At 35.6% G+C, this 24,027-nt stretch carries 22 protein-coding genes; 5 read left to right on the top strand and 17 right to left on the bottom strand.

What is annotated here, in order from left to right; all coding sequences use genetic code 11:
• The 14 genes from K2F26_RS14490 to K2F26_RS14425 all read right to left on the bottom strand — a co-directional run bounded on the left by K2F26_RS14490 (position 1) and on the right by K2F26_RS14425 (position 17,664).
• Positions 1-1,440, bottom strand: coding sequence for a glycosyltransferase (locus tag K2F26_RS14490; protein WP_220608389.1), 1,440 nt, complete (start codon positions 1,438-1,440; stop codon positions 1-3).
• Between the two features lie 37 nt (positions 1,441-1,477).
• On the bottom strand, positions 1,478-2,662 hold the full coding sequence (locus K2F26_RS14485; RefSeq protein ID WP_220608388.1) for a glycosyltransferase family 2 protein: 1,185 nt from the start codon (positions 2,660-2,662) through the stop codon (positions 1,478-1,480).
• 214 nt (positions 2,663-2,876) lie between these two features.
• Positions 2,877-3,614, bottom strand: coding sequence for an ABC transporter ATP-binding protein (locus K2F26_RS14480; RefSeq protein WP_220608387.1), 738 nt, complete (start codon positions 3,612-3,614; stop codon positions 2,877-2,879).
• Between the two features lie 513 nt (positions 3,615-4,127).
• Complete coding sequence (locus tag K2F26_RS14475) at positions 4,128-6,209, bottom strand: glycosyltransferase (RefSeq protein ID WP_220608386.1); 2,082 nt, start codon at positions 6,207-6,209, stop codon at positions 4,128-4,130.
• A 288-nt stretch (positions 6,210-6,497) separates the two neighbouring features.
• Positions 6,498-8,462, bottom strand: coding sequence for an FG-GAP-like repeat-containing protein (locus K2F26_RS14470; RefSeq protein WP_246605369.1), 1,965 nt, complete (start codon positions 8,460-8,462; stop codon positions 6,498-6,500).
• A 129-nt stretch (positions 8,463-8,591) separates the two neighbouring features.
• Positions 8,592-9,896 carry an FG-GAP repeat domain-containing protein gene (locus tag K2F26_RS24830; RefSeq protein ID WP_246605368.1) on the bottom strand — a complete coding sequence of 435 codons (1,305 nt, stop codon included), beginning with the start codon at positions 9,894-9,896 and terminating at the stop codon, positions 8,592-8,594.
• 173 nt (positions 9,897-10,069) lie between these two features.
• Entirely contained in the window at positions 10,070-11,389 is a 1,320-nt protein-coding gene (locus K2F26_RS24825; RefSeq protein WP_246605367.1) for an FG-GAP repeat domain-containing protein, read from the bottom strand.
• Positions 11,390-11,628: 239 nt separating this feature from the next.
• Complete coding sequence (locus K2F26_RS14455; RefSeq protein ID WP_246605366.1) at positions 11,629-12,663, bottom strand: methyltransferase domain-containing protein; 1,035 nt, start codon at positions 12,661-12,663, stop codon at positions 11,629-11,631.
• A gap of 53 nt (positions 12,664-12,716) precedes the next feature.
• Positions 12,717-13,526, bottom strand: a complete 810-nt coding sequence (locus tag K2F26_RS14450) for a Uma2 family endonuclease (protein WP_220608385.1) — start codon at positions 13,524-13,526, stop codon at positions 12,717-12,719.
• Between the two features lie 134 nt (positions 13,527-13,660).
• The gene (locus tag K2F26_RS14445) at positions 13,661-14,467 is read right to left on the bottom strand and encodes an ABC transporter permease (protein ID WP_220608384.1); all 807 of its coding nucleotides are present in this window, start codon (positions 14,465-14,467) and stop codon (positions 13,661-13,663) included.
• A gap of 144 nt (positions 14,468-14,611) precedes the next feature.
• A complete protein-coding gene (locus K2F26_RS14440; RefSeq protein WP_220608383.1) occupies positions 14,612-15,337 on the bottom strand; it encodes a Uma2 family endonuclease in 726 nt (241 codons plus the stop codon).
• A 35-nt stretch (positions 15,338-15,372) separates the two neighbouring features.
• Positions 15,373-16,023: a Uma2 family endonuclease gene (locus K2F26_RS14435; protein ID WP_220608382.1), complete on the bottom strand. Its 651-nt coding sequence runs from the start codon at positions 16,021-16,023 to the stop codon at positions 15,373-15,375.
• Between the two features lie 9 nt (positions 16,024-16,032).
• A complete protein-coding gene (locus K2F26_RS14430; protein ID WP_220608381.1) occupies positions 16,033-16,788 on the bottom strand; it encodes a Uma2 family endonuclease in 756 nt (251 codons plus the stop codon).
• An 87-nt stretch (positions 16,789-16,875) separates the two neighbouring features.
• Positions 16,876-17,664 (bottom strand): Rpn family recombination-promoting nuclease/putative transposase, encoded by a 789-nt coding sequence (locus K2F26_RS14425; RefSeq protein ID WP_220608380.1) that lies wholly within the window; start codon positions 17,662-17,664, stop codon positions 16,876-16,878.
• Between the two features lie 228 nt (positions 17,665-17,892).
• Here K2F26_RS14425 and petP point away from each other — a divergent pair, with 228 nt between their 5' ends.
• The 5 genes from petP to K2F26_RS14400 all read left to right on the top strand — a co-directional run bounded on the left by petP (position 17,893) and on the right by K2F26_RS14400 (position 21,685).
• Positions 17,893-18,084, top strand: a complete 192-nt coding sequence (gene petP / locus K2F26_RS14420) for a cytochrome b6f subunit PetP (RefSeq protein WP_096567904.1) — start codon at positions 17,893-17,895, stop codon at positions 18,082-18,084.
• Between the two features lie 69 nt (positions 18,085-18,153).
• Positions 18,154-19,254: a Get3/ArsA fold putative tail anchor-mediating ATPase NosAFP gene (locus K2F26_RS14415; RefSeq protein ID WP_220608379.1), complete on the top strand. Its 1,101-nt coding sequence runs from the start codon at positions 18,154-18,156 to the stop codon at positions 19,252-19,254.
• A gap of 137 nt (positions 19,255-19,391) precedes the next feature.
• Complete coding sequence (gene chlG / locus K2F26_RS14410) at positions 19,392-20,426, top strand: chlorophyll synthase ChlG (RefSeq protein ID WP_220608378.1); 1,035 nt, start codon at positions 19,392-19,394, stop codon at positions 20,424-20,426.
• A gap of 95 nt (positions 20,427-20,521) precedes the next feature.
• Positions 20,522-21,241, top strand: coding sequence for a hypothetical protein (locus K2F26_RS14405; RefSeq protein WP_220608377.1), 720 nt, complete (start codon positions 20,522-20,524; stop codon positions 21,239-21,241).
• Positions 21,242-21,391: 150 nt separating this feature from the next.
• A complete protein-coding gene (locus K2F26_RS14400; RefSeq protein ID WP_220608376.1) occupies positions 21,392-21,685 on the top strand; it encodes a hypothetical protein in 294 nt (97 codons plus the stop codon).
• A gap of 8 nt (positions 21,686-21,693) precedes the next feature.
• Here the strand turns inward: K2F26_RS14400 and K2F26_RS14395 are convergent, their stop codons facing one another.
• From K2F26_RS14395 to K2F26_RS14385, 3 genes are all read right to left on the bottom strand, one after another.
• The gene (locus tag K2F26_RS14395) at positions 21,694-21,861 is read right to left on the bottom strand and encodes a hypothetical protein (protein ID WP_220608375.1); all 168 of its coding nucleotides are present in this window, start codon (positions 21,859-21,861) and stop codon (positions 21,694-21,696) included.
• 507 nt (positions 21,862-22,368) lie between these two features.
• Positions 22,369-23,322, bottom strand: a complete 954-nt coding sequence (locus tag K2F26_RS14390) for an MDR/zinc-dependent alcohol dehydrogenase-like family protein (RefSeq protein WP_220608374.1) — start codon at positions 23,320-23,322, stop codon at positions 22,369-22,371.
• A gap of 66 nt (positions 23,323-23,388) precedes the next feature.
• The gene (locus K2F26_RS14385; protein ID WP_220608373.1) at positions 23,389-24,006 is read right to left on the bottom strand and encodes a hypothetical protein; all 618 of its coding nucleotides are present in this window, start codon (positions 24,004-24,006) and stop codon (positions 23,389-23,391) included.
• Positions 24,007-24,027 lie beyond the last annotated feature (21 nt).

The following is a 24,027-nucleotide window of genomic DNA, read 5'->3' as shown; positions in this document are numbered from 1 at the left end:
CTATATTAACTTAGCTTTTTTGAAAAATCCTTTAACATATAATCTGAATTTTATTGAGATTGAAAAAATATCTGCAATACGTTTTACAATTTTCCATGTAACTGCTAAAATTAAATTTTTCCAAGAAAAAACAGTTAAGAATTTAAAATTATCAAAGTATACATTACCTTGATTAAAGTAAATTTCCTGCATTTTTGTGAATAAAAAGTAATTAGCATTTATTTTGTTATTTTCTGGTAAATTTATTAATTTTTCAAAAATATTAATATCAAACTCGCTAACAGGTTGTGGATCTAGTTGAGCCAACATTTTTGGATTTTCTATAATTTTCATCAAGAGTTGAGTCAGAGATTCGATAGTAACATCAAATTTATAAGCGTTAATTCCATCTTGAAAATGTTCTTTAAATGCTGGAATATCTGCTAAAATTAAAGGCATTCCCATCCAGTTTAATTCATGGGCTGCAAGACAAAACGTTTCTACACGCGATGCAAAAATAGCAAAATGAGATTTTTGTGCTAGTTTTAAATATTGTTCTGCTTCATATTTTCCAGGAAATGAAAAATATTGCAAAAATTCATCTGGAATAAAACTCTTGATTTCATCCAGAGAAGACGCATATTTTGAATTTGCTGTACCTAAGTTATAACCAGCAAAAGTAACATGGATCTGGTCTGGAAATTTTTTACATATTTCCACACAAGCACGGGCAATAATATCACTACCTTTGAGATATACAATTCTTCCAGGACAAAGAATTTGTAAAGGAAATTCAGGACGCAGAATCAACTTGTGACTATTCTGTTCAGCTAACTTACGATAGGGTAACGGTGAGATGAAAACTTGATTGTGAATTCCAAAATAACTTGTATACCAATCTGCTACAGACTGAGATGGACTTTTCCAAGCATCTGCTAATTCTAAGCAAAGTCTTTCTGCATAGTTAGATAATAGATAGGCATTACTTTTATCTAAAGATACGGGATAGCGATCTGTTAAATCCCAAATTTCTCTAGCCCCATGTAAGTGAATCCACATTGATATTTTTTTGAATACAGAGTTAGGATTACAGTGCTTATCTCGCAGTGTATGAAATCCCATCCCACCATGTTCAGGCCATTCAACTCCAACTACATTTTTGTGAGAAATTATTTCTGTTAAGCAATCTGCTAAAGCTAAAGAAGTTTTTTCTACATTGTAAATATCTTCTGAATTTAGTTGGGTTTGCGAAAAATCATTCACATGATATATTTCACATTTTAGGCTGGCTGCTTGAAAATGTTTTCTTGTCTTTACTGCCTCACTTTGAGTAACACCATACAATATAATTAATGGAGTATAACAGGAACTTTGTAAATAATGTATAATTTGTGATAAGTATTGACCTATTCCTCCGTTGATAAATGGCGCAATTTCTAAAGTTGGGAAAACTATGTACATAAAGTTAATTGTGCTAGATTTATGAAGTTTGCTCTTGCTAAAGATAGCAACGAAGATAATTATGCCATGCTTCTCTAGTTAGTCGTTCAACACTCTGAGGATATTTTGGATGAAACTTATATTTAGCTTCAAATTTACGTTGATTTATGCTATTGTCTCTGACACCCAATGACGGTGGATGCGGAATATGAATTATATAGGTCTCAAAACAACTAGCAAAAAAATAGCCTGCCAACCAAGCTCTATAAGTGAAATCAATATCATCATAACCATAATTACCATCATATATAGGATCAAAGCCTCCAAGCTCTAAAATAGCCTGCTTACACATTCCCATATTAGAAACAAGCACCCCTGTCCAACTGGCTATTGGTTGATCAGATGAATGCTGCATCATGCTAATTGGTTCATGTCCCCAAAGAAAATTGACAGCACCACTACAATCTGGATTAGCATACTCAAGTCGTGGTCCTGTAGATAGGACAGGCTGAGGATTTGATAAGTGGAGATTTACATGAGCTTGAATATGAGTGGATGATGGTACGTGATCTGCATCTAATATTATTACTAAACCATCAGGACAAACTGCTACACCTTGATTACGCAGCGTATTAAGTCGAAAGGCATTTGGTTTTGGTTCTTCCTGTATAATTTTATATGTTAAAAATTGTGATTCACAGGCATCAATAAATCTTTGCACTGAATCATCTGTTGAACCATCATCACACAGAACAACTAGATCTGGACGCAACGTATTTTTAGCTATTGCGGAGATAACATAGGGTAGTTCCTTTGATTTATTATAACAAATAATTACAATAGAAATAGGACTACCAGGCTGATATTTATGCAAGACTAATGTCTGTTGAAACTGATAACTGGAAACGTAATTTTCGCCGTTATCTACTGTGTCAACTCGAATCATTTGATTACGTCTAGTTAAGTTGCTTAATAACAAATTTCTGTCTTTAAATAATAGTTTAATAAATTGCATCAAATTTAATAATATTTTCCCTAATTTATTCACAAATAAGTTTTGCTTTAACTGTGTTATGACTCTCCATGTCCTAGAATTTTTAATTTCTAACAGTTCTGCTTTAAGGGAATTATTAGATTGATTTAACAACGCTATTTCTTGCAGTAGGTACTCATATTTTTTAGTTAATTCTTCTCGTTCTTTTATTAGGTTGTTATAGTTTTTACTGAGTACATCTGATTCCATAATTTTACATTCCCGGTTTTCAATCACTTACCCAAAAGCCAAAATTTGTTGGCAAATATTACTGTTTATATCTTCAAAAGACCTACTGCCAGTATAATAGCAGGCATTTTAATTGATTCAGAATCAAAGGACAAAACATTTAATTAGATAATTGTCTTGCATAATTTTGCAGAAATATTTTTAGCATTTTCTCCATTTTTAAACAACATTTGTTTTAAGATTGAATCGTCTGCAAATAGTAGTTTGTTATTTTTTCTGGCTCTCCTATAAAGTTGATTTTGCCTTTATCTATCCATACCACACGCTCACAAGACTGCTGAACAAAATCTAAATCATGAGAAACGACTAAAATTGTTGCGTTTCCATTCCAAAATTCATCTATTCGCTGCTTACATTTATGCTTAAAACTCTCATCACCTACAGATAACACTTCATCCAAAATCAAAATATCTGGCTGCACATCTGTAGCGATGGAAAATCCCAACCTAGCTACCATTCCTGAAGATAAACCCTTCACCGGAACTAAACTATAATCCTCCAGTTCAGCAAACTCCAAAATTGAATACGCTCTTTCTTTCATTTCAGCTCTGGAAAACCCCAGCAGTACACCATAAAGCTGAATGTTATCCAATACAGAAATGTCTGGATCAAACCCTGCTCCTAGTTCAATTAAAGGCGCAACTTGACCGCGTACTCTGACTGTACCAGATGTAGGACGAAGAATACCGGAAATTAACTTTAACAGTGTGGATTTACCAGAACCATTCGCACCTATTATACCTAGTTTCTCTCCTTTTTTTATTACTAAATCAATTTTGTCCAGTACAAGTTTTTTGACTGGTTGGCGATATTTACCCTCTACTATAGATAGGATTGTTTTCTTTAGGTCGTAAGAAAACTCTTCTTGTGTCCTTCGATACAGCGAAACTTGATTTAGACGAATAACTTCCATCACAAATTATTGATATCAATACCTAACCTAATTACATTAAGTTTGTTACGAAAATTTCCAATTTTACATCCACTTAATTAGTTCATACTAGCTCACCATATTTTATGCTTATGGAATAATATTTGTAAATTATATACTAGGGATTATATATTTTATCATAATTTTACTGTAACATCCTTGTCTATCAACTATCAACATGACAAATCATCTCCATTTCAAACTGCTCAATTGAAATCAAGTCTTCCTAACAATTTGTCAACTAGACGGATTATTAACTATATCAATAACTATAAGTTTAGATTTACTCACTACATTTATACATAGATTATTAGTAGAGCAGTGCTGTTAAAAGTTACAACACTAGTCAATACTACTCGCTTTGTGATCCTAGAAGTTTTGAGTTCCTTTGCGAAACGAAAAGGTTAAAGGGTAAAAGTTTTTCTTCCCTTTTTCTCAAAACACCATAATTGTCAACTGTCAAGTATTAAACAAGTTAAAATCTTGAGATTTTTGTTAATCTAATTCTTTAGATAAACCTAGTTTAAATCTGGTCTTAAACCAAAGCTTTCGTAACTGCCAAAATTTTGATGATTCCATTGCTGCAATTCTCTTGTTTAATTCAGCGACTTCATAAGAATTGCCTGTATGTCCAAAAGCTTCATTTTCTATCTCTTTTTCTTTCCATAATTGAGTCAAATACTGCACCATAGAGGCAGACAATGAATCAACAGTTTTCTTGTGTTTTAATAATATATATTGAATTAACTGAATACGATAAGGCTGTGCTACTCTCCATACCATTGAATCGTAGTGACGACGGTAAAAGAAAAGTTCCATTGGTAAAATATCGCCTTCACACCCATGCTCATACAAGCTGATAAAATAATCCCAATCTTCGTAGGAAATTAATTCTTCATCGAAATTACCAACTTTTTGAATAGCTTCTCTACGATAGAGATTTGTACTATTCACCACATTGGTATTCATAAACAACATTAACTCAGGGATAAATCCAATGGGAGCTTGAGTATATTCATAAGCTTCAAAATTCCTAGTATAACAACCAACATAACTTAAATCAGGATTATTTAAGAGGGCTGTTACTGCTTTATAAATATATTCAGGATGAATTTTATCATCTGAATCGAGCAGCATAATAAAATCACCAGAACAGGCTTTAATACCTGCATTACGAGCAGAACTTAATCCTCCATTGGGTTTGAAAATTTTAATTACATCCTTTAATGTTCCAAAGACTTTATTTGTTTGAGGATCTGTAGAACCATCATTAACAACTATAATTTCTACATTTTTATAACTGGATTCTTTAATAGAGGAGATGGTTTCTAAAATATAATTCCCCTGATTGTATAGAGGAATAATTACAGAAACTTTAGGTTTTTGACTAACTATCCAATTTTTAGGATAAATATTAGTTTTATAAGAAGTTTCCACCTGTTGACAAGCTAATTCAGGATCACACCATTGTTTAATGCTAGATTGAGCATTGACAGAAATTTGGTGTAAATAATCAATATTTCTGTGATGATCTAAGATTGTGTAGGCAATTTCTTCTGGTTGATAGGGATTCATTAAAAAGCCTGAATTTCCATGTTCAATCATTTCTGACATTCCACCATTTTTACTACCAATCACTACACAACCTAATGACATTGCTTCCAGGCAAACATTAGGCCAGTTCTCCCACCTTGATGGAAATACACAAAAACAAGTGTTTTGCAAAATTTTCGGAATTTTCTCGTAAGGTGCGGATCCTTTAAAAATAATTTTATCTTTTAAATCATAGGGAATACGTTTTTTGAGATATTCTGCATAAGAGCGTTGAAAGGGCGCAGAGTATGTATCTCTTCCATACATTTCAAAGACAAAATTAGGCTCTTTAGCAAGAATGATTTTGGCAGCTTCAATAAAAACATCTACGCCTTTTCTGACTTGGATACTGCCAAGAAATGTAACTTTTTGAATTTGTGATTTTACAAATTTGCGGAGAGGATTATTAGTAGCCAAAGATAATGGATAAGGACTTCTATAAATGGATTTTAAGTCAAGTTTTTGTTGAAAATATTCACCAAGCGATGCTGAGGGGGATGTGACTAAATCAGCATTTTTGACACAGTAATCTTCCAGATAAATATCAATAGCGGTTTGTGTATTTGTATGCTTCTCTTCGTCTATTTGTACTAAAAGAGAACGGGGAGTATGTAATTTAACAACAAGTTTAGTATTAGCAAATTCATTAAGTAACTTTTTCGCTCTAATTGTGGTAAATCCTTCGGCATTGTATTCAGCAAACTCAATCACATCAAAAGGAGCCAGTGACTTGAGGGTTTGATAAATACGTTGGGCATAATTTTGATTATAGGTGAAAAAATAACAATCGCTAGGCTCTGGTTCTGGATGAATTAGGGTAACATTTGGCGGCAAGTAATGAATATTAGATTCTGTGAAACAATCAGTAATCAAATAAACTTCATGTCCCCTTTTTGACATATAAGCAGTAATGTTAGCGATATAAGTACCAATCCCTCCTCCTGTGATGGGTCCAAATTCACGGGATACATAAGCTATTTTCATTATTTGCGCTCTTTTAGGGTCTAAAAAGTTTAAATGTGTGGGTTAGTATAACTGAAGATAGAGGACATAGTCAACAGGACTTACGCAAAATCACGAAAAAATCAACTGGAAAGAACGCATATACGCGCAGGTACTTACCCCAGGGGAGGACACAAAGGAATAAGAGTTTCTCCAGACTTCCTGCGTAATACCATTTCACAAACATTCTGATACATATAAATTTTTTGTAGGGGTTTAGCACTACTAAACCCTTACCCAAGTATTTGTATCATCATTTTGGTGATAATTTTAAGCCATCCCAGCAATTTGCCAACCAGCAGGAGCAGTAGGTAAATTAGCAAACCCCGCATAATTAGTTCCATTCATTAACCACACCGTATTCCAATTGGAATTAAGATTATTTAAAATAATGTCTGGTTTACCATCGCCATTAAAGTCTCCTGTTCCCAAAGATTGCCAACCCTGTGCGCTGGGTAAATTAGCAAAACCACTGTAGGTTGTACCATTCAAAAACCACACTGTATTCCATCCTTGACTGGGATTATTCAGTAAAATATCAGAATTACCATCACCGTTAAAATCAGCCACACCTGTAATATTCCAACCGTTAGCTACAGGTAAATTACCAAAACCTGTGTAACTCGCACCGTTAGCACCGCCTAAAAACCAAACTGTATTCCAATTTGTGGTAGTGTTGTTCAACAGAATATCTGTATTCCCATCACCATTAAAATCTGCTGCACCTTTAATTTGCCACCCTGCTGCTGTGGGTAAACCGACACCGCTAACATAATTGCCTCCATCCATAAACCAAACGGAATTAAAATTATTGCTGGGGTTATTGACTACTAAATCTGTTTTTCCGTCTTTGTTGAAGTCAGCGGTGGCTACAGGTTTATAACCAGCAGAACTAAATACGCTTGCATAACCTGCATAATTTGTCCCATCCATTAACCAGGCTGTATTCCATCCTTGACTGGGATTATTTAAGAGAATATCGGTTTTACCATCTTTGTTGAAGTCGGGAAATGAGCGGCTGGTGGTATTAACATTGAGCTTAGTGACGAATACATCTGGAAGACCGCTACTGTCAAAAGTCGTACCACTGACATAAATTGCACCATCCTGGCCTGTGGTCAGCGCATTGGCAATATCACCATTAATCTCTCCCAATATCTGAGTCCAAACTTTAGTACCATCGGGTTGGTACTTGGTAATAAAGACATCAGACAATCCTGATAGATTGCCCTGTCCATCCAGGTTTCCCTCTGTATAACCGCTAACATAGATGGCACCATCGCTGCCAGTGGTGAGGGCATAGGCAACATCATCACTACTTGTTCCCAATAGCTTAGTCCAGACCTTGGTGCCATCGGGTTGGTATTTAGTCAGAAAGATGTCTCCCTCATACCCACCACTAAAAGTCTGTCCATCTAAATTGCCAGTGGTACGACCGCTAACATAGATGGCACCATCGCTGCCAGTGGTGAGGGCATTGGCGACGGTATCTTCTACTCCTACTCCCAATAGGCGAGTCCAGACCTTGGTGCCATTGGGTTGATATTTAGTGATAAAGGCATACTTACCACCGCTATTAATTTGTCCATCTAAATTGCCCCAAGTCCAACCACTGACATAAATTGAGCCATCGTTGCCAATGGTTAGGGCATTGGCCTCGTCATTTTCATCTGATCCTAATAGCCGAGTCCAAGCTTTAGTGCCATTGGGTTGGTACTTGATGATAAAGGCATCACCAACACCACCATTATTATTCAGGGTCTGTCCGTCAAAGTTAACGATTGTATACCCGGCAACATAAATGGCTCCATCGTTGCCTGTAGCTAGAGCATTGGCAGAACCAACAGCTTCTGACGTTCGAGTCCAGACCTTAGTGCCGTCAGGTTGGTACTTGGTGATAAATACATTTCCGCTATTATTCTGTCCGTCGAAGTTGCCATAGGTTACACCACTGACATAGATTGACCCATCGTTGCCAGTGGTGAGGGCATTGGCATTGTCCGAATCGGTTGAACCCAATAGCCGAGTCCAAATCTTGGTACCATCGGGCTGGTACTTGGTTATAAATACATCAGTAGAGCCACTATTTGTCTGTCCATCCAGATTACCTGAAGTCCAACCACTGACATAAATTGCCCCATCGCTACCAGTGGTTAGCGCAGAGGCACGGTCGAGTACATCAGAGGCACGGTTACCGATGCTCATCAATAGCCGAGTCCAAGATATTGTAGGCATGAAATTTTTCTCCTCCTGGGGCAAATTATTAGTAAATGTGCGTTTCTAATCAACAAAATCTTTTGCCAAATAAATTATACGTATGAAATTTCAATTGCAACGTAGAGATGGCACTTTAGAATATGCAAACTAAGCCATACCTGCAATTTCCCAACCAGCAGGAGCAGTAGGTAAATTAGCAAACCCCGCATAATTAGTACCATTCATCAACCAAACCGTATTCCAATTGGAATTGAGATTATTTAAAATAATGTCTGGTTTACCATCACCATTAAAATCTCCTGTCCCCAAAGAGCGCCAACCCTGTGCGGTGGGTAAATTAGCAAAACCACTGTAGGTTGTACCATTCAAAAACCACACAGAGTTCCATCCTTGACTGGGATTATTCAGCAAAATATCAGAATTACCATCACCGTTAAAATCAGCCACACCTGTAATATTCCAACCGTTAGCTACAGGTAAATTACCAAAGCCTGTGTAACTCGCACCGTTAGCACCGCCTAAAAACCAAACTGTATTCCAATTTGTGGTAGTGTTGTTCAACAGAATATCTGTATTCCCATCACCATTAAAATCTGCTGCACCTTTAATTTGCCACCCTGCTGCTGTGGGTAAACCGACACCGCTAACATAATTACCTCCATCCATAAACCAAACGGAATTAAAATTATTGCTGGGGTTATTGACCACTAAATCTGTTTTTCCATCTTTGTTGAAGTCAGCAGTAGCTACAGGTTTATAACCAGAAGAACCAAAGACACTGGCATAACCTGCATAGTTTGTCCCATCCATTAACCAAGCTGTATTCCATCCTTGATTGGGATTGTTTAATAAAATATCTGTTTTGCCATCTTTGTTAAAGTCTGATTTTTTAGATTCTGAGCCGTTACTACTACCTTTTGGATCACTAATATTTCCTAGTGTCTCACCGTAAAGAGTGCCAGGATCAAATAAGATGCCCGAATTTGTACGACTTAAAGAAGATTGATATTTTACTAAATCTGTTGTACCTGAATATGAGCCATTTGTATCAGTTAATTCTAAAAAATAAGTCCCTGGCGTAACTGATTTTTGAAACAAAACAAAGCCATTGACATTAGTATTAATAACTTTGTGGTCAATAAATTGATCTGATGAATCGAGGCGACCGTTTCCATTACTATCTCGTGCGAGAGTGTAGGCTATCCCAAAAGCATAATTATTGATAGCTTGAGAAACCCTAATACTCCCTCCTTCTGTGGGAATACTGTCGATATTGTCGGTTAATACTCTTCCTGATACTACACCTAAAACTCCTGATTGCTGAATATTAATTCGGTATACTTGATCAACAATAGAGTTGGTTTGAATGGGGCTACCGACATCACTAGCAAGGACATCATTGTAGTTAGTGGCAGAAACCAAATTTACTTGTGTTGGAAATTCTCTTGACATAAGATCCTCCATTATTTTTCAATTTTGCTATTATGATGATGTTTTCCAAGTGGTTAGCGATGTATCCTCAACCCCTAAATCTAGGCTATTTGCTTCACTTAGGGAGCATGAAGAAAAAAGGAAACTTCTATTATTTGGGATGCTCCCCTTTCTCACTCTTAATACAATTTGAACTAAGCCATACCAGCAATCTGCCAACCAGCAGGAGCAGTAGGCAAGTTAGCAAAATCTACATAATTAGTTCCATTCATCAACCAAACAGTATTCCAATTAGAATTAAGATTATTTAAAATAATGTCTGGTTTACCATCGTTGTTGAAGTCTCCTGTACCCAAAGACTGCCAACCCTGTGCGCTGGGTAAATTAGCAAAACCACTGTAGGTTGTACCATTCAAAAACCACACTGTATTCCATCCTTGACTGGGATTATTCAGTAAAATATCAGAATTACCATCACCATTAAAATCAGCTACACCTGTAATATTCCAACCGTTAGCTACAGGTAAGTTACCAAAACCTGTATAACTAGCACCGTTAGCACCTCCTAAAAACCAAACTGTATTCCAATTTGTTGTCGTATTATTAAGTAAAATATCTGTATTTCCATCACCATTAAAATCTGCTGCTCCTTTAATTTGCCAACCTGCGGCTGTTGGTAAACCGACACCACTAACATAATTACCCCCATCCATAAACCAGACGGAATTAAAATTATTGGTGGGATTATTAACGACTAAATCTGTTTTTCCATCTTTGTTGAAGTCAGCAGTGGCTACTGGTCTATAACCCGCAGAACCAAAGACACTGGCATACCCTGCATAGTTTGTTCCATCCATTAACCATGCTGTATTCCATCCTTGAGTGGGATTATTTAACAGAATGTCAGATTTTCCATCATCACTAAAATCAGGTTGTTGAATTTCTAGGGAGCGGTTTTTAATTTGCTCGATAGCAGTATTTACATGACTAGAGTTTAGCCCAAGTTTAGATAAATCTAACCCCGCAGCTACAGCAGATGACCAACTGTAAGAGGGCAGACCAAGAGTGGGGATAGTTTCTGCAATAAAATCATAGGAAAAATCTCCATCTTGTAGATTAATGGTTTCTAGACGATTCCTTTGATTTTGCCAATCTAGGATGATTATTTCCTGTCCTGAAACTGTATTTCCTACCCAAAGATGGCGATTATCAATAATTCCTCCATAGTTAGCTCCAATGGTATTTCCAGTTATTAAAGGAATACCTGTGGCGACCAGGCGATCGCTTCCTGAACTGCTACTATCCCAAACAATGAGAGTGCTATTATTCCAGACTGTGTATACATCATTGCCTGCACCGCCAATAGCTACTACTACTGGAAAGGAGTTAGAATTGCCAGAGGGACTACTAAGATTATCATCTCCTCCTAAACCATAATAAACACTGAGATTAGGGATAGTGTTAGTATTTGCCGAAGAATTGCCGAATAATTCGGTCAGGTTTGCGATCGCCATGTTTTATTCCCACGAATTAACTCAAAGGTTTCATGCAAATAATTATACACAACAAGTTTACATTGTGGATTAAAAAAATATTAAATATATGTAAATAAAACTACAGCATTTTTAGTTAATTTTAAGCAAAAGTAGAAAAACCTTTCCTTCAAAGCAATTTACAAATCTCAGGTTCAAGATCCTAAAAGTATTAAAACAACATCTATCTAAAGTAGGAGATTTTTTTGCTGATAGCTGACTTATTTTTTTCCTAAATCAAAAACTGCCTTTAACTTTAACCAGCTTTCTCTGATCTGCCAAAACTTACTAGATTGAATCATAGCAATTGTATTTTTGGATATTTCTAGTTCTAACTCAATATTTTTAATATGTGTTCTTAATTTTGATAATTCCTCACTTAATTGAGATAATACTTTAGGGTCAGATTCTGATAATTGAGATTGATTAGGATTAATTTGAGAAGGGTAAATCAAATTTTGTGATGCTTCTAAATAGGGAATATTTTCCTGAAATCCATAGATAAATTTACCATCTTCAGAAACTAATGAATTTTCTTTTAAATACAGAGGTTGCTTGGTTACAGGACAAGCCAAAAGTGGGAAAAACCAATCTTTCTTATCTTTTTGTGCCAGAGATTGAATATAGTGAGATTTGATACTATGCTCACCAAGTTTGCGAACTACAATATAGTGAGTATTGTGAGTATTGGGACTATCTCCTTTGAGCAAATTTCCTAATGAAAGTTGACGAATTAGGTTTTGCCAAAAGCACCAAGTAATTTTTTTTGGTGGATTAAACTGTAAATATTCCCAGAGTAACCAGGCTAAAGTTTGACCGAAATGATGGACATGAGTAGTTTCAATGATTTCAAAACCTCCATATTTGAATATTTCTATTAATCCATTTTCAGTGAAGCGAATATAATCTCCAGGAAAATCATGCTGTGGTTGTAAAAAAGGAACAGCGATAACTCCATAACCCATTGGTCTGAGAACTCTATAAAATTCTTTAGCAATCTGCCAAGGATAGCGTGTATGTTCCAGTACAGCAATAGAAACTATCGTATCTACTGATTCATCAAGTAAAGGGATCTGATGTAAATCAGCAATAATATCAGGTTTATTGTAGTCTGTAATATCAATATTTAAATCTTTTTCACCTAATTTAATGCTTCTTTGCCCAGAACCAGCATTAAGAACAATACCATAGCAGTATTTAAGAAAAGGTGATATTTCTTCAGCCAGTGGCATCCAGACTAATGGATTAGAAAACATTTACATAGAATAATGAAAGACAAAACAATTATACCACTCAATAACGTATCTATTTACAAAGTATCAGGTTCAATCCCTAATTCTCTCAATTTTTGAGCTAAAATAGCTGCTTTATTCTCTGCTGCATCAGCACGTTGACGTTCAAGTTCGGCTTTTTGGCGTTCAAATTCAGCTTTTTGACGTTCAAATTCAGCTTTTCGACGTTCAGCTTCAGCTTTTTGTTCTTCAATTTCTGCCCTTTGGAGGGCAATTTCAGCTTTTCTAATTTCTTCTAAGTTAGCTTCTTCTGGTGTAGGAACTAATTTTCCTTCAACAGTAAAATATCTTAACTTATCTTCCCAAACCCCTAAGTATAAACCTAATTCCTGACTCCAATACCAGTCATTTTCTGATGGTGGAATAGCTTTATATTCACTGTTTGTTAATCGCCATCCTAATAATTCTAAGGTATTTGGGGAAAACCAAAAATACTCAGGAGTGCGGAATTGATTTTGATACAACTGTTTTTTCAATCCCTTATCTACTTTCGCGGTAGAATCGGAAAGTAATTCAATGATCACATTGGGATATTTACCATCCTCTTCCCATATTACCCAAGACATACGCGGACGTTTTTCTGTATCCTTGACTAGAAAAAAGTCTGGTCCTCTAAAGTCTCTATTTTTTAACTGTTGTCGGCTATAGTAAACGCTAAGATTTGCACCAATAAAGAAATCTTCTCTATCACGCCATAACCATTCTAAACAAGTGACTAATATTAATAATTGTGTATAGTGTAATGAGCTTTCCATTTCTGGTTCGTCGCTGAGAAGTTCGGTGCAATCTGGCATTAATGCTTCTATTTCTTGTGCGGTTAAAGCCATAGATTTTATTAGGATAAATTGCTATCTTTAAGCTAATTATAAACTATCACTATCTAATTTGTGCAATTATTAAATAATAGCTATATTAAACCAAATCAATAAACTGATATCGCCATAAATTAAAACAACTCTATCTACAATAAATCCATAAACTGATGTCGCCACAAATGAAAACAAATCCATCCTAAAGATAAAATAATTATCCCACCCAGTAACGCCCCCCATATTAACCCTAAATCTGGTGCTGCACCTGATAAGGTAATCTGACGTAAACTCTCAATTATAGGCGACAAGGGATTTAAACTGAGAAATGGCTTAACTTGAGGTGGTACAATCGCTGCGGGATAAAATACTGGACTACTGATCCAAATTACAAATGTAATTAACTCATAAAAGTAAGGTAAATCTCGAAAAAATACATATAAAGCACTTACCAAAAATCCAATACCAGTGGAAACTAATACTAATGCCAGAAACGGAAAGACTAATGCTAATACATTTACCACACTCTTGGCATTAAATAAAGTCATTAATGCCAGTAATGGAAATGCCCCCACGGAAAATTGAAAGATATTTGCTGCTACCATTGACACCGGGAAAACACTGAGAGGCAGCCTAATCTTATTTAATAATGCTCCATTACCTACCACACTTGCTAAAGCTTGGGATGTGGAAGCTGAGAAAAAATTTATTACCACCAATCCTGTAAACGCTGCTAATACATAATTAAGGATTGAGTTATCATAATAAGATGCAAAAGTAGCTCCAAAAATTGCAGTGTAAAGCCCTGTCATGATTAAGGGATTTAATAAAGACCAATAAACCCCTAAAATAGAACCCCGATAACGCACTTTGAGAGTACGTACTACTAAAACGTGCAGTAATTCATAATAACGCTGCACTTGCAATTTAGTTAAATTGTCTTTGACAGAAAGGGTCATTCTCCACTACCACCACAGGCTAAAGCCAAGATATTCCAGCATTGTATCTTATTTTCAGCATTCGTTTGTAAATTAATTACCAACCAGATATTTATTGTGGTTATTTTTCAGAGCAGTGAAATTTCACCGCTCCTCATGATTCATTTATAACCTATCAGGTTCAATACCCAATTCTCTGAGCTTTTGAGCTAAAATAGCGGCTTTATTCTCAGCTTCATCAGCACGTTTACGTTCAGATTCAGCCTGTTGAGTAGCAATTTCAGCTTTTCTAATTTCTTCTAAATTTGCCTCTTCAGGTGTGGGTATTAATTTTCCTTCAACGCTAAAATACCTCAATTTATTTTCCCAAATTCCTAAATACAATCCTAATTCTTGACTCCAATACCAGCCATTTTCAGAAGGTTTGATTTTTTCATATTCACTTCCTGCTAATCGCCAACCAACTAATTCTAATGTCGTAGGTGAAAACCAAAAATATTCAGGTGTGTGAAATTGATTTGCATATAACTGTTTTTTCAAACCCTTGTCTACTTTGGCTGTAGAATCAGAAAGTAATTCAATGATTAAATTGGGATATTTGCCGTTTTCTTCCCATATTACCCAGGAAGCGCGAGGACGTTTTTCAGTATTTTTTACAAGAAAAAAGTCGGGTCCTCTAAAGTCTCGATTTTTTAACTGTTGTCGGCTATAGTAAATGGTGAGATTTGCACCAATGAAAAAATCTTCTCTATCTCTCCACAACCATTCTAAACAAGTGACTAATATTAATAGTTGTGTATAGTGTAAGGAACTTTCCATTTCTGGTTCATCGCTAAGTAGTTCGGTGCAATCTGGCATTAATGCTTCTATTTCTTGTGCGGTTAAAGCCATAGATTTTAGGTTGATAATTTGGTATTGTTCGTTGATTATAAGGTATCAGGATCTATTCCCAAAGAGCGCAATTTTTCTGCTAATTTATCTGCCCGTTTACGTTCATTTTCTGCCTGTTCAGCAAGTTCTGTTGGTATCAGTAATTTATCCCCTGTATTTAAACGGTAAAATCTTAAAAGTTCTCCTTCTACTTCTAGACTTAATCCCAAAGGTTGACATAAATTATCTGTAATGGGTTGATAAATCTCATCCTGTAAACGATAACCTTGTAATTTTTGATTTATCCATTCTCCCTTGGGATCAAATAACCAATATTCTAAAATTCCTAATTGTTCATACAATAATTTCTTGTATTCTTGATCTTGTTTTTGAGTTCCTGCACTTGTCATTTCAAAAACTACTTGAGGAACTTGTTCTTCTTCCCAAATTTTATAATTATCTCTACCACCAGGAGGCACATCAAAAATAACCATGACATCTGGTGCTATTCTTAATTTGGGAAAACCTTGGGCATAATATAAAAATTGATTTGCCAGTACCGTTGCTTGTCTACCTGTAAGGTATTGTTTGAGAACTTCTAAAGTTGTTAAAATTGCATAGAGATGTATATAAGTTTCTGCCACTGGTTCACCATCACTACTAGGATATTCAATCTTGAAATCTGTTAATTTTACAGTTGTAGTCATAGTTTTTTCCTAATTTACTAAACTATCAGGATCTATTCCTAAATCACGCAATTTTGCTGCTAGTTTATCTGCCCTTAAACGTTCACTTTCAGCCCGTTGACGTTCATTTTCTGCTTTTTCGGCTAATGTTGGCAACCAGCCATTATTGTTATACCAACGTAACCATAAACCCTCTGTATTTTGATAAGTTCCTTGCCATAAACCCAAACCCATTTCTATTTCTTCTAACCAAAAACGGTTATCTGATAAATCGACAGGTTCATATCGAGTACCATTGAGTTTAAAACTACGGAAATTATTTTCATACCTATCATAAATCACATAGTAAGGGATACGCAAAATGTTTTGATATACTTCCCATTTTGTGGGCGGTTTATTTATTTCTCTAAGGGTTTGTCCTAAGTCTTCTTGTTCTGTTCCTGGTGAGAGTAATTCTACTACCAAAAACGGATCAATACCTTCTTGCCAAACTACATAACTTAAACGTAAATCTTCCTGTTGTTCGGCTTTTGGTACTCCTAATACCATAAACCAATCAGGACGTTTATACCAACTAGGATGACGTGGATCATAATATAGATTTAAGTCACTAGCTAGGAAAATTTCTGAGGTTTGATAATTAGCTGGTTGACAAGTTTGTGTTAATAAATCTGCTTGTATACAATGAAATTCGTCCGGCAAACCTGATTCTCCTATTAATTCACTAGGTAAATCATACATTGTCGGCATGGTTTCTTTGGGGGAAGGTGGATGATTTGGATACATTTTTTATTACCTTATCGGGGCGTATTCATTGAATACACCCTCAGAAACTTAATTGTTTAGTAAGCAGTAAAACCAGGAAATTTCCTTTTATGAAATTTCTTTTTGTAAATCTTTAATCTGTGCTAAAGATAATTCTGTAACTTCGGAAATTTGCTCTAAACTCATGCCAATTCTTAATAATTTTAAAGCTAATTTCCTGGTTGCTTCTGTTATTCCTTCCTCTTTACCTTCTGCTAATGCTTCTTGATAAACTCTGGTTTGTTTTAAATCACTTAAACCTAACATGGCTTCTATCTCCTCGCGGCTTTTTTGGGGTAATTTATAGACGATAATTGTCTCAATTAGTTTGATCAGATCCCGTTTGCTGGTTGTATCATTAATTTGTTGGTTGGCTTGGGCAATTAACTGTTTTGCTAATTCTGGTGCGTTTGCTTCTGGTTCTATTACCAGTTTAACAACTCCTACCCCTAAAGAACTCTCTCCCAACTCATCTAAATAAAGGCGTTTAACTCGATCTAATAGCAAGATTTCGCCAAATTGTATAGGCTGTTCTCTTTCTATGGTACGATTGGGATAAATAATTACCACTTGCCAAGGATGAGACGGTTTATATTGTTTTAAGTAGAGCCAAAGTTCGGCAAACAGACGATAATATAAATCTTCATCTGGTTGAAATTGCACCTCTACTAAATAAAATGGCTTTTTAGCATCTTTGGTAGTTGGTAAAAATAATCCATCCAAGCGAAAAGCTAGTTGTTTAACTTCACGGGATGTAAATTCATAAGCAACTGCTTCTGTCGGAGATTTGTTAATTAATTCAAAGAAAATACTAGGAAATTCTTGGAATAAGCTATAAAAAATGGTGTCTGTTTTCACGGAAATTGATTAATTTTATTATCACTTTATTGTCACTCATTTTATTATTTATCTAATGTAGATTGTAATTTTACACATTCAAATAAAAATTAACATAAAAAAGCATATTTAAACATATCTAATTGTTAAATTAGATAAATATTAAAGCAACATTTCTGAAAGCTTAACTGCAAACTAAGTCCCAGATTCCGGTACACTGAGATTTGGATTATTGGATTCTAACTAGACATGGAAATCGGACAAAAGGTTAAAGTAGTTCGTTTGCGCGATCGCGTATCTGCTCCTATCGCTCAAAAACTAGGTAAAGTAGGTGTGATAGAAGGTTACAAAGTTACAGATGGTGCTGGTATTGGTGTTGTAGTCAAATTTGATGACAATACCTCCACTTGGTTCTTTGAGGATGAAATTAAAGCCATATAGGTAGATTAGCTGTTTTATTTAAGTGCTAAGTTGGAGTTGAACAAATAGGCGGTAATTGGAAATCACGTAATGGCCTTGATACTGACATTTTTAGGCAAAAACGGCATCGCTCGAAGCAAAATAGCGATCGCCGCAGCCAAGCTATTGGCAAGCCAAGGCAAACGGGTACTTTTAGCAGGATTAGCAGAACCAACGTTGCCAATTTTACTGGAAACTACTCTCTCTCCTGACCCCCAAGAAATCGCTCCCAACTTGCAAGCAGTACAGTTTCAAGCATCTGTACTGCTAGAACGCAACTGGGAAGAAGTAAAAAAACTAGAAGCGCAATATCTCCGTACACCGATTTTAAAAGAGGTCTATGGACAAGAACTGGTAGTATTGCCAGGCATGGATAACGCCCTCGCCCTCAATGCGATTCGTGAATATGATGCCAGTGGCAAATATGACGCGATTATCTATGATGGTGCTGGAGACGCTGCCACCTTGCGGATGTTGGGAATGCCCGAATCTCTTAGCTGGTACGTGCGAAGATTTAGACAATTGTTTGTTAACTCCGATTTAGGTAAAGCAATTTCTGAATCACCCCTCATTCAACCCCTGATTACCAGTTTATTTAATGTTAACTGGACGGCTGATAACTTCTCCCTACCCACTAACCAAGTTAATAATTTTCTCGATCAAGGTAAAGCAGCTTTAGCTGATCCTCAGCGAGTTGCCGCATTTTTAATCACAACTCCAGATCCCATAGATGTGGCTAGTTCCCGTTATCTTTGGGGTACTGCCCAACAAATTGGTTTAACTATTGGTGGCGCAATTTTAGTGTCTGCTGATCAAAATACCAATCTATCAGCAGAATTTTCGCCCCTACCTATCAGCACTGTTCCTGATGTATCTAAGGGTGAATGGCAACTTTTGATAGATGCTTTACCTAACTTTGTCGAACAAGCATTACAAGCACCCAAACCCATAGAAATAGACGTACATAATCGCCAAGTACGGCTATTTTTACCAGGTTTTGACAAAAAACAAGTCAAACTCACTCAATCTGGTCCAGAAGTCACAATAGAAGCCGGAGATCATCGCCGTAATATCTTCTTACCCCCTGCCCTCAGTGGTAAACCTGTTACCGGGGCAAAGTTTCAAAATAGTTATTTGATAATTTCTTTTTAGGTTTTAGAGGTGACAGGTGACAGGTGACAGGTGACAGTAGGAAATCAGGAAATAGTGAAAAAATCCCTGTTCCCTGTTCCCTGTTCCCTGTTCCCTTGTTTACCAATCACCAATCACCAATTACCCATTAGATTATTATGTCTGAATCAACTCCCATAAATCAAAATCCTCAACCAACTGAAGTTGTAGAATCTGTAAATCAGGAAGCTACAAATACAGAAGATCGTAGTGCGAAAACTCGCCAACTTCTGGGAATGAAAGGTGCAGCACCAGGAGAAACATCAATCTGGAAAATTCGTTTACAGTTGATGAAACCTATCACCTGGATTCCTTTAATTTGGGGTGTAGTTTGTGGTGCAGCATCTTCAGGGAATTATACCTGGAGTTTAGAAAATGTCTTAAAAGCAGCTTTGTGTATGTTGCTTTCTGGACCATTGTTAACTGGTTATACCCAAACCATTAATGATTATTATGATCGGGAAATTGACGCAATTAATGAACCTTACCGACCTATTCCTTCAGGGGCAATTTCTGAAAAGCAAGTAGTTACCCAATTTGTGCTTTTACTATTATTAGGATATGGTGTAGCCTACACTTTAGATTTATGGGCAGGTCATCCATTTCCTAATATTTTAGGATTGTCGGTTTTTGGTTCTTTTATTGCCTACATTTATTCAGCACCACCATTAAAATTAAAACAAAATGGTTGGTTAGGAAATTATGCTTTAGGTGCAAGTTATATTGCATTACCTTGGTGGGCGGGTCATGCTTTATTTGGTGAGTTAAATTGGACAATTGTAGTTCTCACCTTATTTTATAGTTTGGCAGGTTTGGGAATTGCTGTTGTTAATGATTTCAAAAGTGTAGAAGGCGATCGCCAATTAGGTTTAAAATCCCTACCAGTCATGTTTGGTGTCCAAACTGCCGCCTTAATTTGTGTAGTCATGATTGACTTATTTCAAGGTTTAGTTGCAGGTTATCTCGTCAGCATTCATGAGAACTTGTACGCCGCAATTTTGGTATTATTAATCATTCCCCAAATCACTTTTCAGGATATGTATTTTTTACGTGATCCTATAGCAAATGATGTAAAATACCAAGCCAGCGCCCAACCTTTTCTAGTATTCGGAATGTTAGTCACAGGTTTAGCATTAGGACACGCAGGAATTTAACAGTTATTTCAGTAGATATCCTCGACTCTTCAAAGAAGAAGTCGAGGATATGTTGGAAAAAATGCCCCATTGAAAAACTAATCTAAGAAAAACAAATGTTACGTAGAATTCTATTTATATTAGCACTAAGCTCCATTTTCTCAAGTTTAATTGAGTTTCCATCTTATGCTGGATATGTTCGTGGATATTACCGTAGAAACGGCACATACGTTAGACCACACTATAGAAGTAATCCGAGGTCTAGAAGTATTTATTACGATCCGTTGATAACGCCGTTACCACCTACGCCATCAATTAAATATAATATTCCTAATTATAATTCGATCCCAATTCCAGTTGTACCTCTTACTCCTATAAATACGGGTTCAGGTGTAGAATCTTTCGATACACTAACACCTGCATTGCAACCAGAAATAACAGAAAACAGCGATGAAAGTAGCTGTGAAGATGTAGTATTTAACTCCATGAAAGACTTACAAGATCAACGAGATTTATTTTTGAGCATTGAGCTAAAAAAAGCAAAAGATACTTATGGAACATCACCACAAAATAGACCCTATTATTATTTAATATCTATGTCTGGAAGTTCTGTTGATTCAATTTTCAATTCACCTCAATTAATAAGAACAATATCTCGTAGAATAATTAAAAAATGTCCTTCCATTAGCGCAATTACATTTGGCAGAAGTAATAGCGGTGAATTGTATACTATTGGAATTTTGCCAAGCAAAGAAGTTGATTTCTTTCAATGTGTTGAAGATATTAATTCAAATTTTAATAGTTTAAGTTGGGGTCAAGAATATTGCCATTTGTAATAAAAAATAGAATTACAATTTTAATCTATATCATACATTATGACACGCTTACTAAATTTACACTTTGTAATATATCTTTAGCTAGACGTGATCAATGAGGAGTTAGGAGTTATATTAATTTCTAACTCCTCACTTGTATTGACTATTGCCATGTTAAATTTTGTATCTTTTCTCATTCATGGAATACAACCATTTTTAATTCCCATTTGTTTCGTCGTCGCTTGGACTACCATAATTATGATGTTGTTGAATTTATGGACAGCGACAAAAGAAACTGTAAAAACAGCCAAAACAATGCACCAAATACCCTGTCATAACTGCCAATTTTTTACTAATAATTATCGTCTTAAATGTACTGTAAATCCTTATATTGCGAATACAGAAGAAGCAATAGGTTGTAAAGATCATCAACCCCATAAAAATTTTGATTGTGAAAAATATTAAATAATCAATTAAATAATCAGCAGTTTACACCAGTTTCCGTTATTATGAGGTACAGATATTAATGATAAAACTCTTGTGGGGTGGGCATCTTGCCCGCCCATAGTGTACCTCATGTAGATGGAAAGTGCTGTATTTTCCTCAGATACACTAAAAATATTTGTCACAATTTTTGCCATTTTTACGACTTCCTCAACTTTGTCGGTTAAATTGCAACCAGATAAATTACAACCAGACAGTAAAGGCTAATTAGGGTTTGCTGAAAAAGTCTTTCCGTTAGGGGTTAGGAGTCAGGAGTCAGGAGTCAGGAGTCAGGAGTCAGGAGGAGATTTGAAAATTTCTTTTCCATCTCTCGAACTCAATAAAAGTGCAAGGTTTTTGAGGCACAAGACGCTATATCGAAAGCACCTAATTTCCTGTTAATCAGCCTCAAAACTTTGATTTGTATAGGTTTTGGGTTTATTCAGCAAGCCCTAATTAAAATGATAATTGGGGTGATAATTATGCGGAAAGAAGGTTAAAAGAAACTCGTTGGTCTGCTGCTTTATTTAAACGTTTAGTTACCAAAGGTGCAGAATCAATGTGAAATTTTCCTTCAACAATGGAAAATTAACATTGGATAATTGACGATTTAAAACTAGAATAAAATAATTCTCAATTATCAATTGTCAATTATCAATTATCAACTAATTCATCTCTAATAACACCTTTAAAACTCCTTTAGTTTGTGCTTTTGCAAAAGCAGCTAAACCTTCACTCAAGGGATAATGATATTGAATTAAAGGTGTAACATCTATCTGATTTTTTGCTAATAATTCCAAAGCAGGAGAAAAGGGACCACAACGAGAACCTATCAGGGTGATTTCATCTACCACTAATGAAGACATATCCACACTTAAATTACCAGCGTAGGTACTTTTTAAAACTAACGTACCTCTAGGACGTAAAGCGCGAAGTGCAGTAGCAAAACCGTCTGGATTTCCTGTACAATCTACAGAAATATCAAAACTTCTATCTTTAATATCATCAGCTAAACCAGTTTTGATTCCTCGATTTTCCAAATTTTGTAACTTATCTTTGTGTCTTCCTACTACTAATAAATCACAACCAGTTAACGCTAAAGTTTGCGCTATTAATTGTCCTAATTTTCCATCTCCTACAACTAAAACTTTTTCATTGGGAGTGATTTTTACTTGTTCTTGAATTTCTAAAGCTGCTGCAATAGGTTCAGTGAAAGTTGCCGCATCTGTAGAAACATTATTAGGGACAAGATGCAGATTTTTTTCAGGTAAACACAAATATTCAGCAAACGCACCATTTCTATTCACAATACCTAAAACCGTGCGATTTTCACAATGGATAGGTACTCCTTGCAAACAAAACCGACAATAACCACAAGCAGCGTTTATTTCTCCCACAACTCTTTTATTAATTAAATGTTCTGAACCTTGTTCAACAACTCCTACAAACTCATGACCTAAAATACCTTTGTAGGGATAATAACCCCTAATTAATTCTAAATCAGTATTACAAATACCTGCACGTAAAACCTTTACTAAAGCTTCTCCCTCTGGGGGTTCGGGGATGGGGAGATCGGTTTTTAATTGTAATTCTTTGTTTTCTAACCAGAGTGCTTTCATAATTTGGTAATGGGTAATGGGTAATTGGTAATTGGTAATTGGTAATTGGTAATTGGTAATTGGTGATTAGTTATTTACTCCTTGTAAAATACCGATAATTGAACTAACTAAAATATCTACATCTCCAGGAATTTTAAACAAATTAATATCTTGGGTTATTTGTTGTTGACTACTATCAAGTTTACCAAATTGCCAAACATTACCAATAGTCACAGCACCATATAAAATAGTATTTTCCTGAATTTGAGATATTGCAATTAATTCTACAGCTAATTGAGTAAAACCTCTAGTCAAATCATCATTTTTAGCTTCGATAACCAAAAAATTATTATTTAACTGTAAAAGATAATCAAGATTACCCTGGAGTTGATTATTAATAGCAAGAGGGTATTCAATTCGCATTTGACAGTGACAATAGCGAATTACCTCCAACAAAATTGGAGATACTAAAGTTTCCCTTCTTGCAGTTTCATTACTCAAACTAACAAAAGGTAAAATATCCTCTATTCTTTGTTTGAGTGCGGGTAATTCTTGAAGTTCCTGATTGGTTTGCGGTAAAGATAGGTGCGCTTTAATTAGAGAGTAATTAAATTCAGCTAAAATATCATCTGCTTCATAAGGTAACTCAAAATAAGACCGAAAAGTATAAGATTGATCTTCTCGCAAAATCTTCATTTTAGCCATAGCACCCACCTTTTTTATTTC

It is taken from the genome of Sphaerospermopsis torques-reginae ITEP-024, assembly GCF_019598945.1.
GTDB lineage: Bacteria > Cyanobacteriota > Cyanobacteriia > Cyanobacteriales > Nostocaceae > Sphaerospermopsis.
The sequence above is the reverse complement of the archived record's forward strand: the minus strand, read 5'-3'. Positions and strand labels throughout refer to the sequence as shown.

Bases quoted from the DNA above. Each gene is read 5' to 3' on its own strand.
- K2F26_RS14405 (WP_220608377.1), top strand. From the start codon at position 20,522: ATGTTACGTAGAATTCTATTTATATTAGCACTAAGCTCCATTTTCTCA.
- K2F26_RS14475 (WP_220608386.1), bottom strand. From the start codon at position 6,209: ATGAAAATAGCTTATGTATCCCGTGAATTTGGACCCATCACAGGAGGA.
- K2F26_RS14480 (WP_220608387.1), bottom strand. From the start codon at position 3,614: ATGGAAGTTATTCGTCTAAATCAAGTTTCGCTGTATCGAAGGACACAA.
- K2F26_RS14385 (WP_220608373.1), bottom strand. From the start codon at position 24,006: ATGGCTAAAATGAAGATTTTGCGAGAAGATCAATCTTATACTTTTCGG.
- K2F26_RS14445 (WP_220608384.1), bottom strand. From the start codon at position 14,467: ATGACCCTTTCTGTCAAAGACAATTTAACTAAATTGCAAGTGCAGCGT.
- K2F26_RS14415 (WP_220608379.1), top strand. From the start codon at position 18,154: ATGGCCTTGATACTGACATTTTTAGGCAAAAACGGCATCGCTCGAAGC.
- K2F26_RS14440 (WP_220608383.1), bottom strand. From the start codon at position 15,337: ATGGCTTTAACCGCACAAGAAATAGAAGCATTAATGCCAGATTGCACC.
- K2F26_RS14450 (WP_220608385.1), bottom strand. From the start codon at position 13,526: ATGGCTTTAACCGCACAAGAAATAGAAGCATTAATGCCAGATTGCACC.
- K2F26_RS14430 (WP_220608381.1), bottom strand. From the start codon at position 16,788: ATGTATCCAAATCATCCACCTTCCCCCAAAGAAACCATGCCGACAATG.
- K2F26_RS24830 (WP_246605368.1), bottom strand. From the start codon at position 9,896: ATGTCAAGAGAATTTCCAACACAAGTAAATTTGGTTTCTGCCACTAAC.
- K2F26_RS14470 (WP_246605369.1), bottom strand. From the start codon at position 8,462: ATGCCTACAATATCTTGGACTCGGCTATTGATGAGCATCGGTAACCGT.
- K2F26_RS14400 (WP_220608376.1), top strand. From the start codon at position 21,392: ATGTTAAATTTTGTATCTTTTCTCATTCATGGAATACAACCATTTTTA.
- chlG (WP_220608378.1), top strand. From the start codon at position 19,392: ATGTCTGAATCAACTCCCATAAATCAAAATCCTCAACCAACTGAAGTT.
- petP (WP_096567904.1), top strand. From the start codon at position 17,893: ATGGAAATCGGACAAAAGGTTAAAGTAGTTCGTTTGCGCGATCGCGTA.
- K2F26_RS24825 (WP_246605367.1), bottom strand. From the start codon at position 11,389: ATGGCGATCGCAAACCTGACCGAATTATTCGGCAATTCTTCGGCAAAT.
- K2F26_RS14455 (WP_246605366.1), bottom strand. From the start codon at position 12,663: ATGTTTTCTAATCCATTAGTCTGGATGCCACTGGCTGAAGAAATATCA.
- K2F26_RS14395 (WP_220608375.1), bottom strand. From the start codon at position 21,861: ATGGCAAAAATTGTGACAAATATTTTTAGTGTATCTGAGGAAAATACA.
- K2F26_RS14490 (WP_220608389.1), bottom strand. From the start codon at position 1,440: ATGTACATAGTTTTCCCAACTTTAGAAATTGCGCCATTTATCAACGGA.
- K2F26_RS14435 (WP_220608382.1), bottom strand. From the start codon at position 16,023: ATGACTACAACTGTAAAATTAACAGATTTCAAGATTGAATATCCTAGT.
- K2F26_RS14390 (WP_220608374.1), bottom strand. From the start codon at position 23,322: ATGAAAGCACTCTGGTTAGAAAACAAAGAATTACAATTAAAAACCGAT.
- K2F26_RS14485 (WP_220608388.1), bottom strand. From the start codon at position 2,662: ATGGAATCAGATGTACTCAGTAAAAACTATAACAACCTAATAAAAGAA.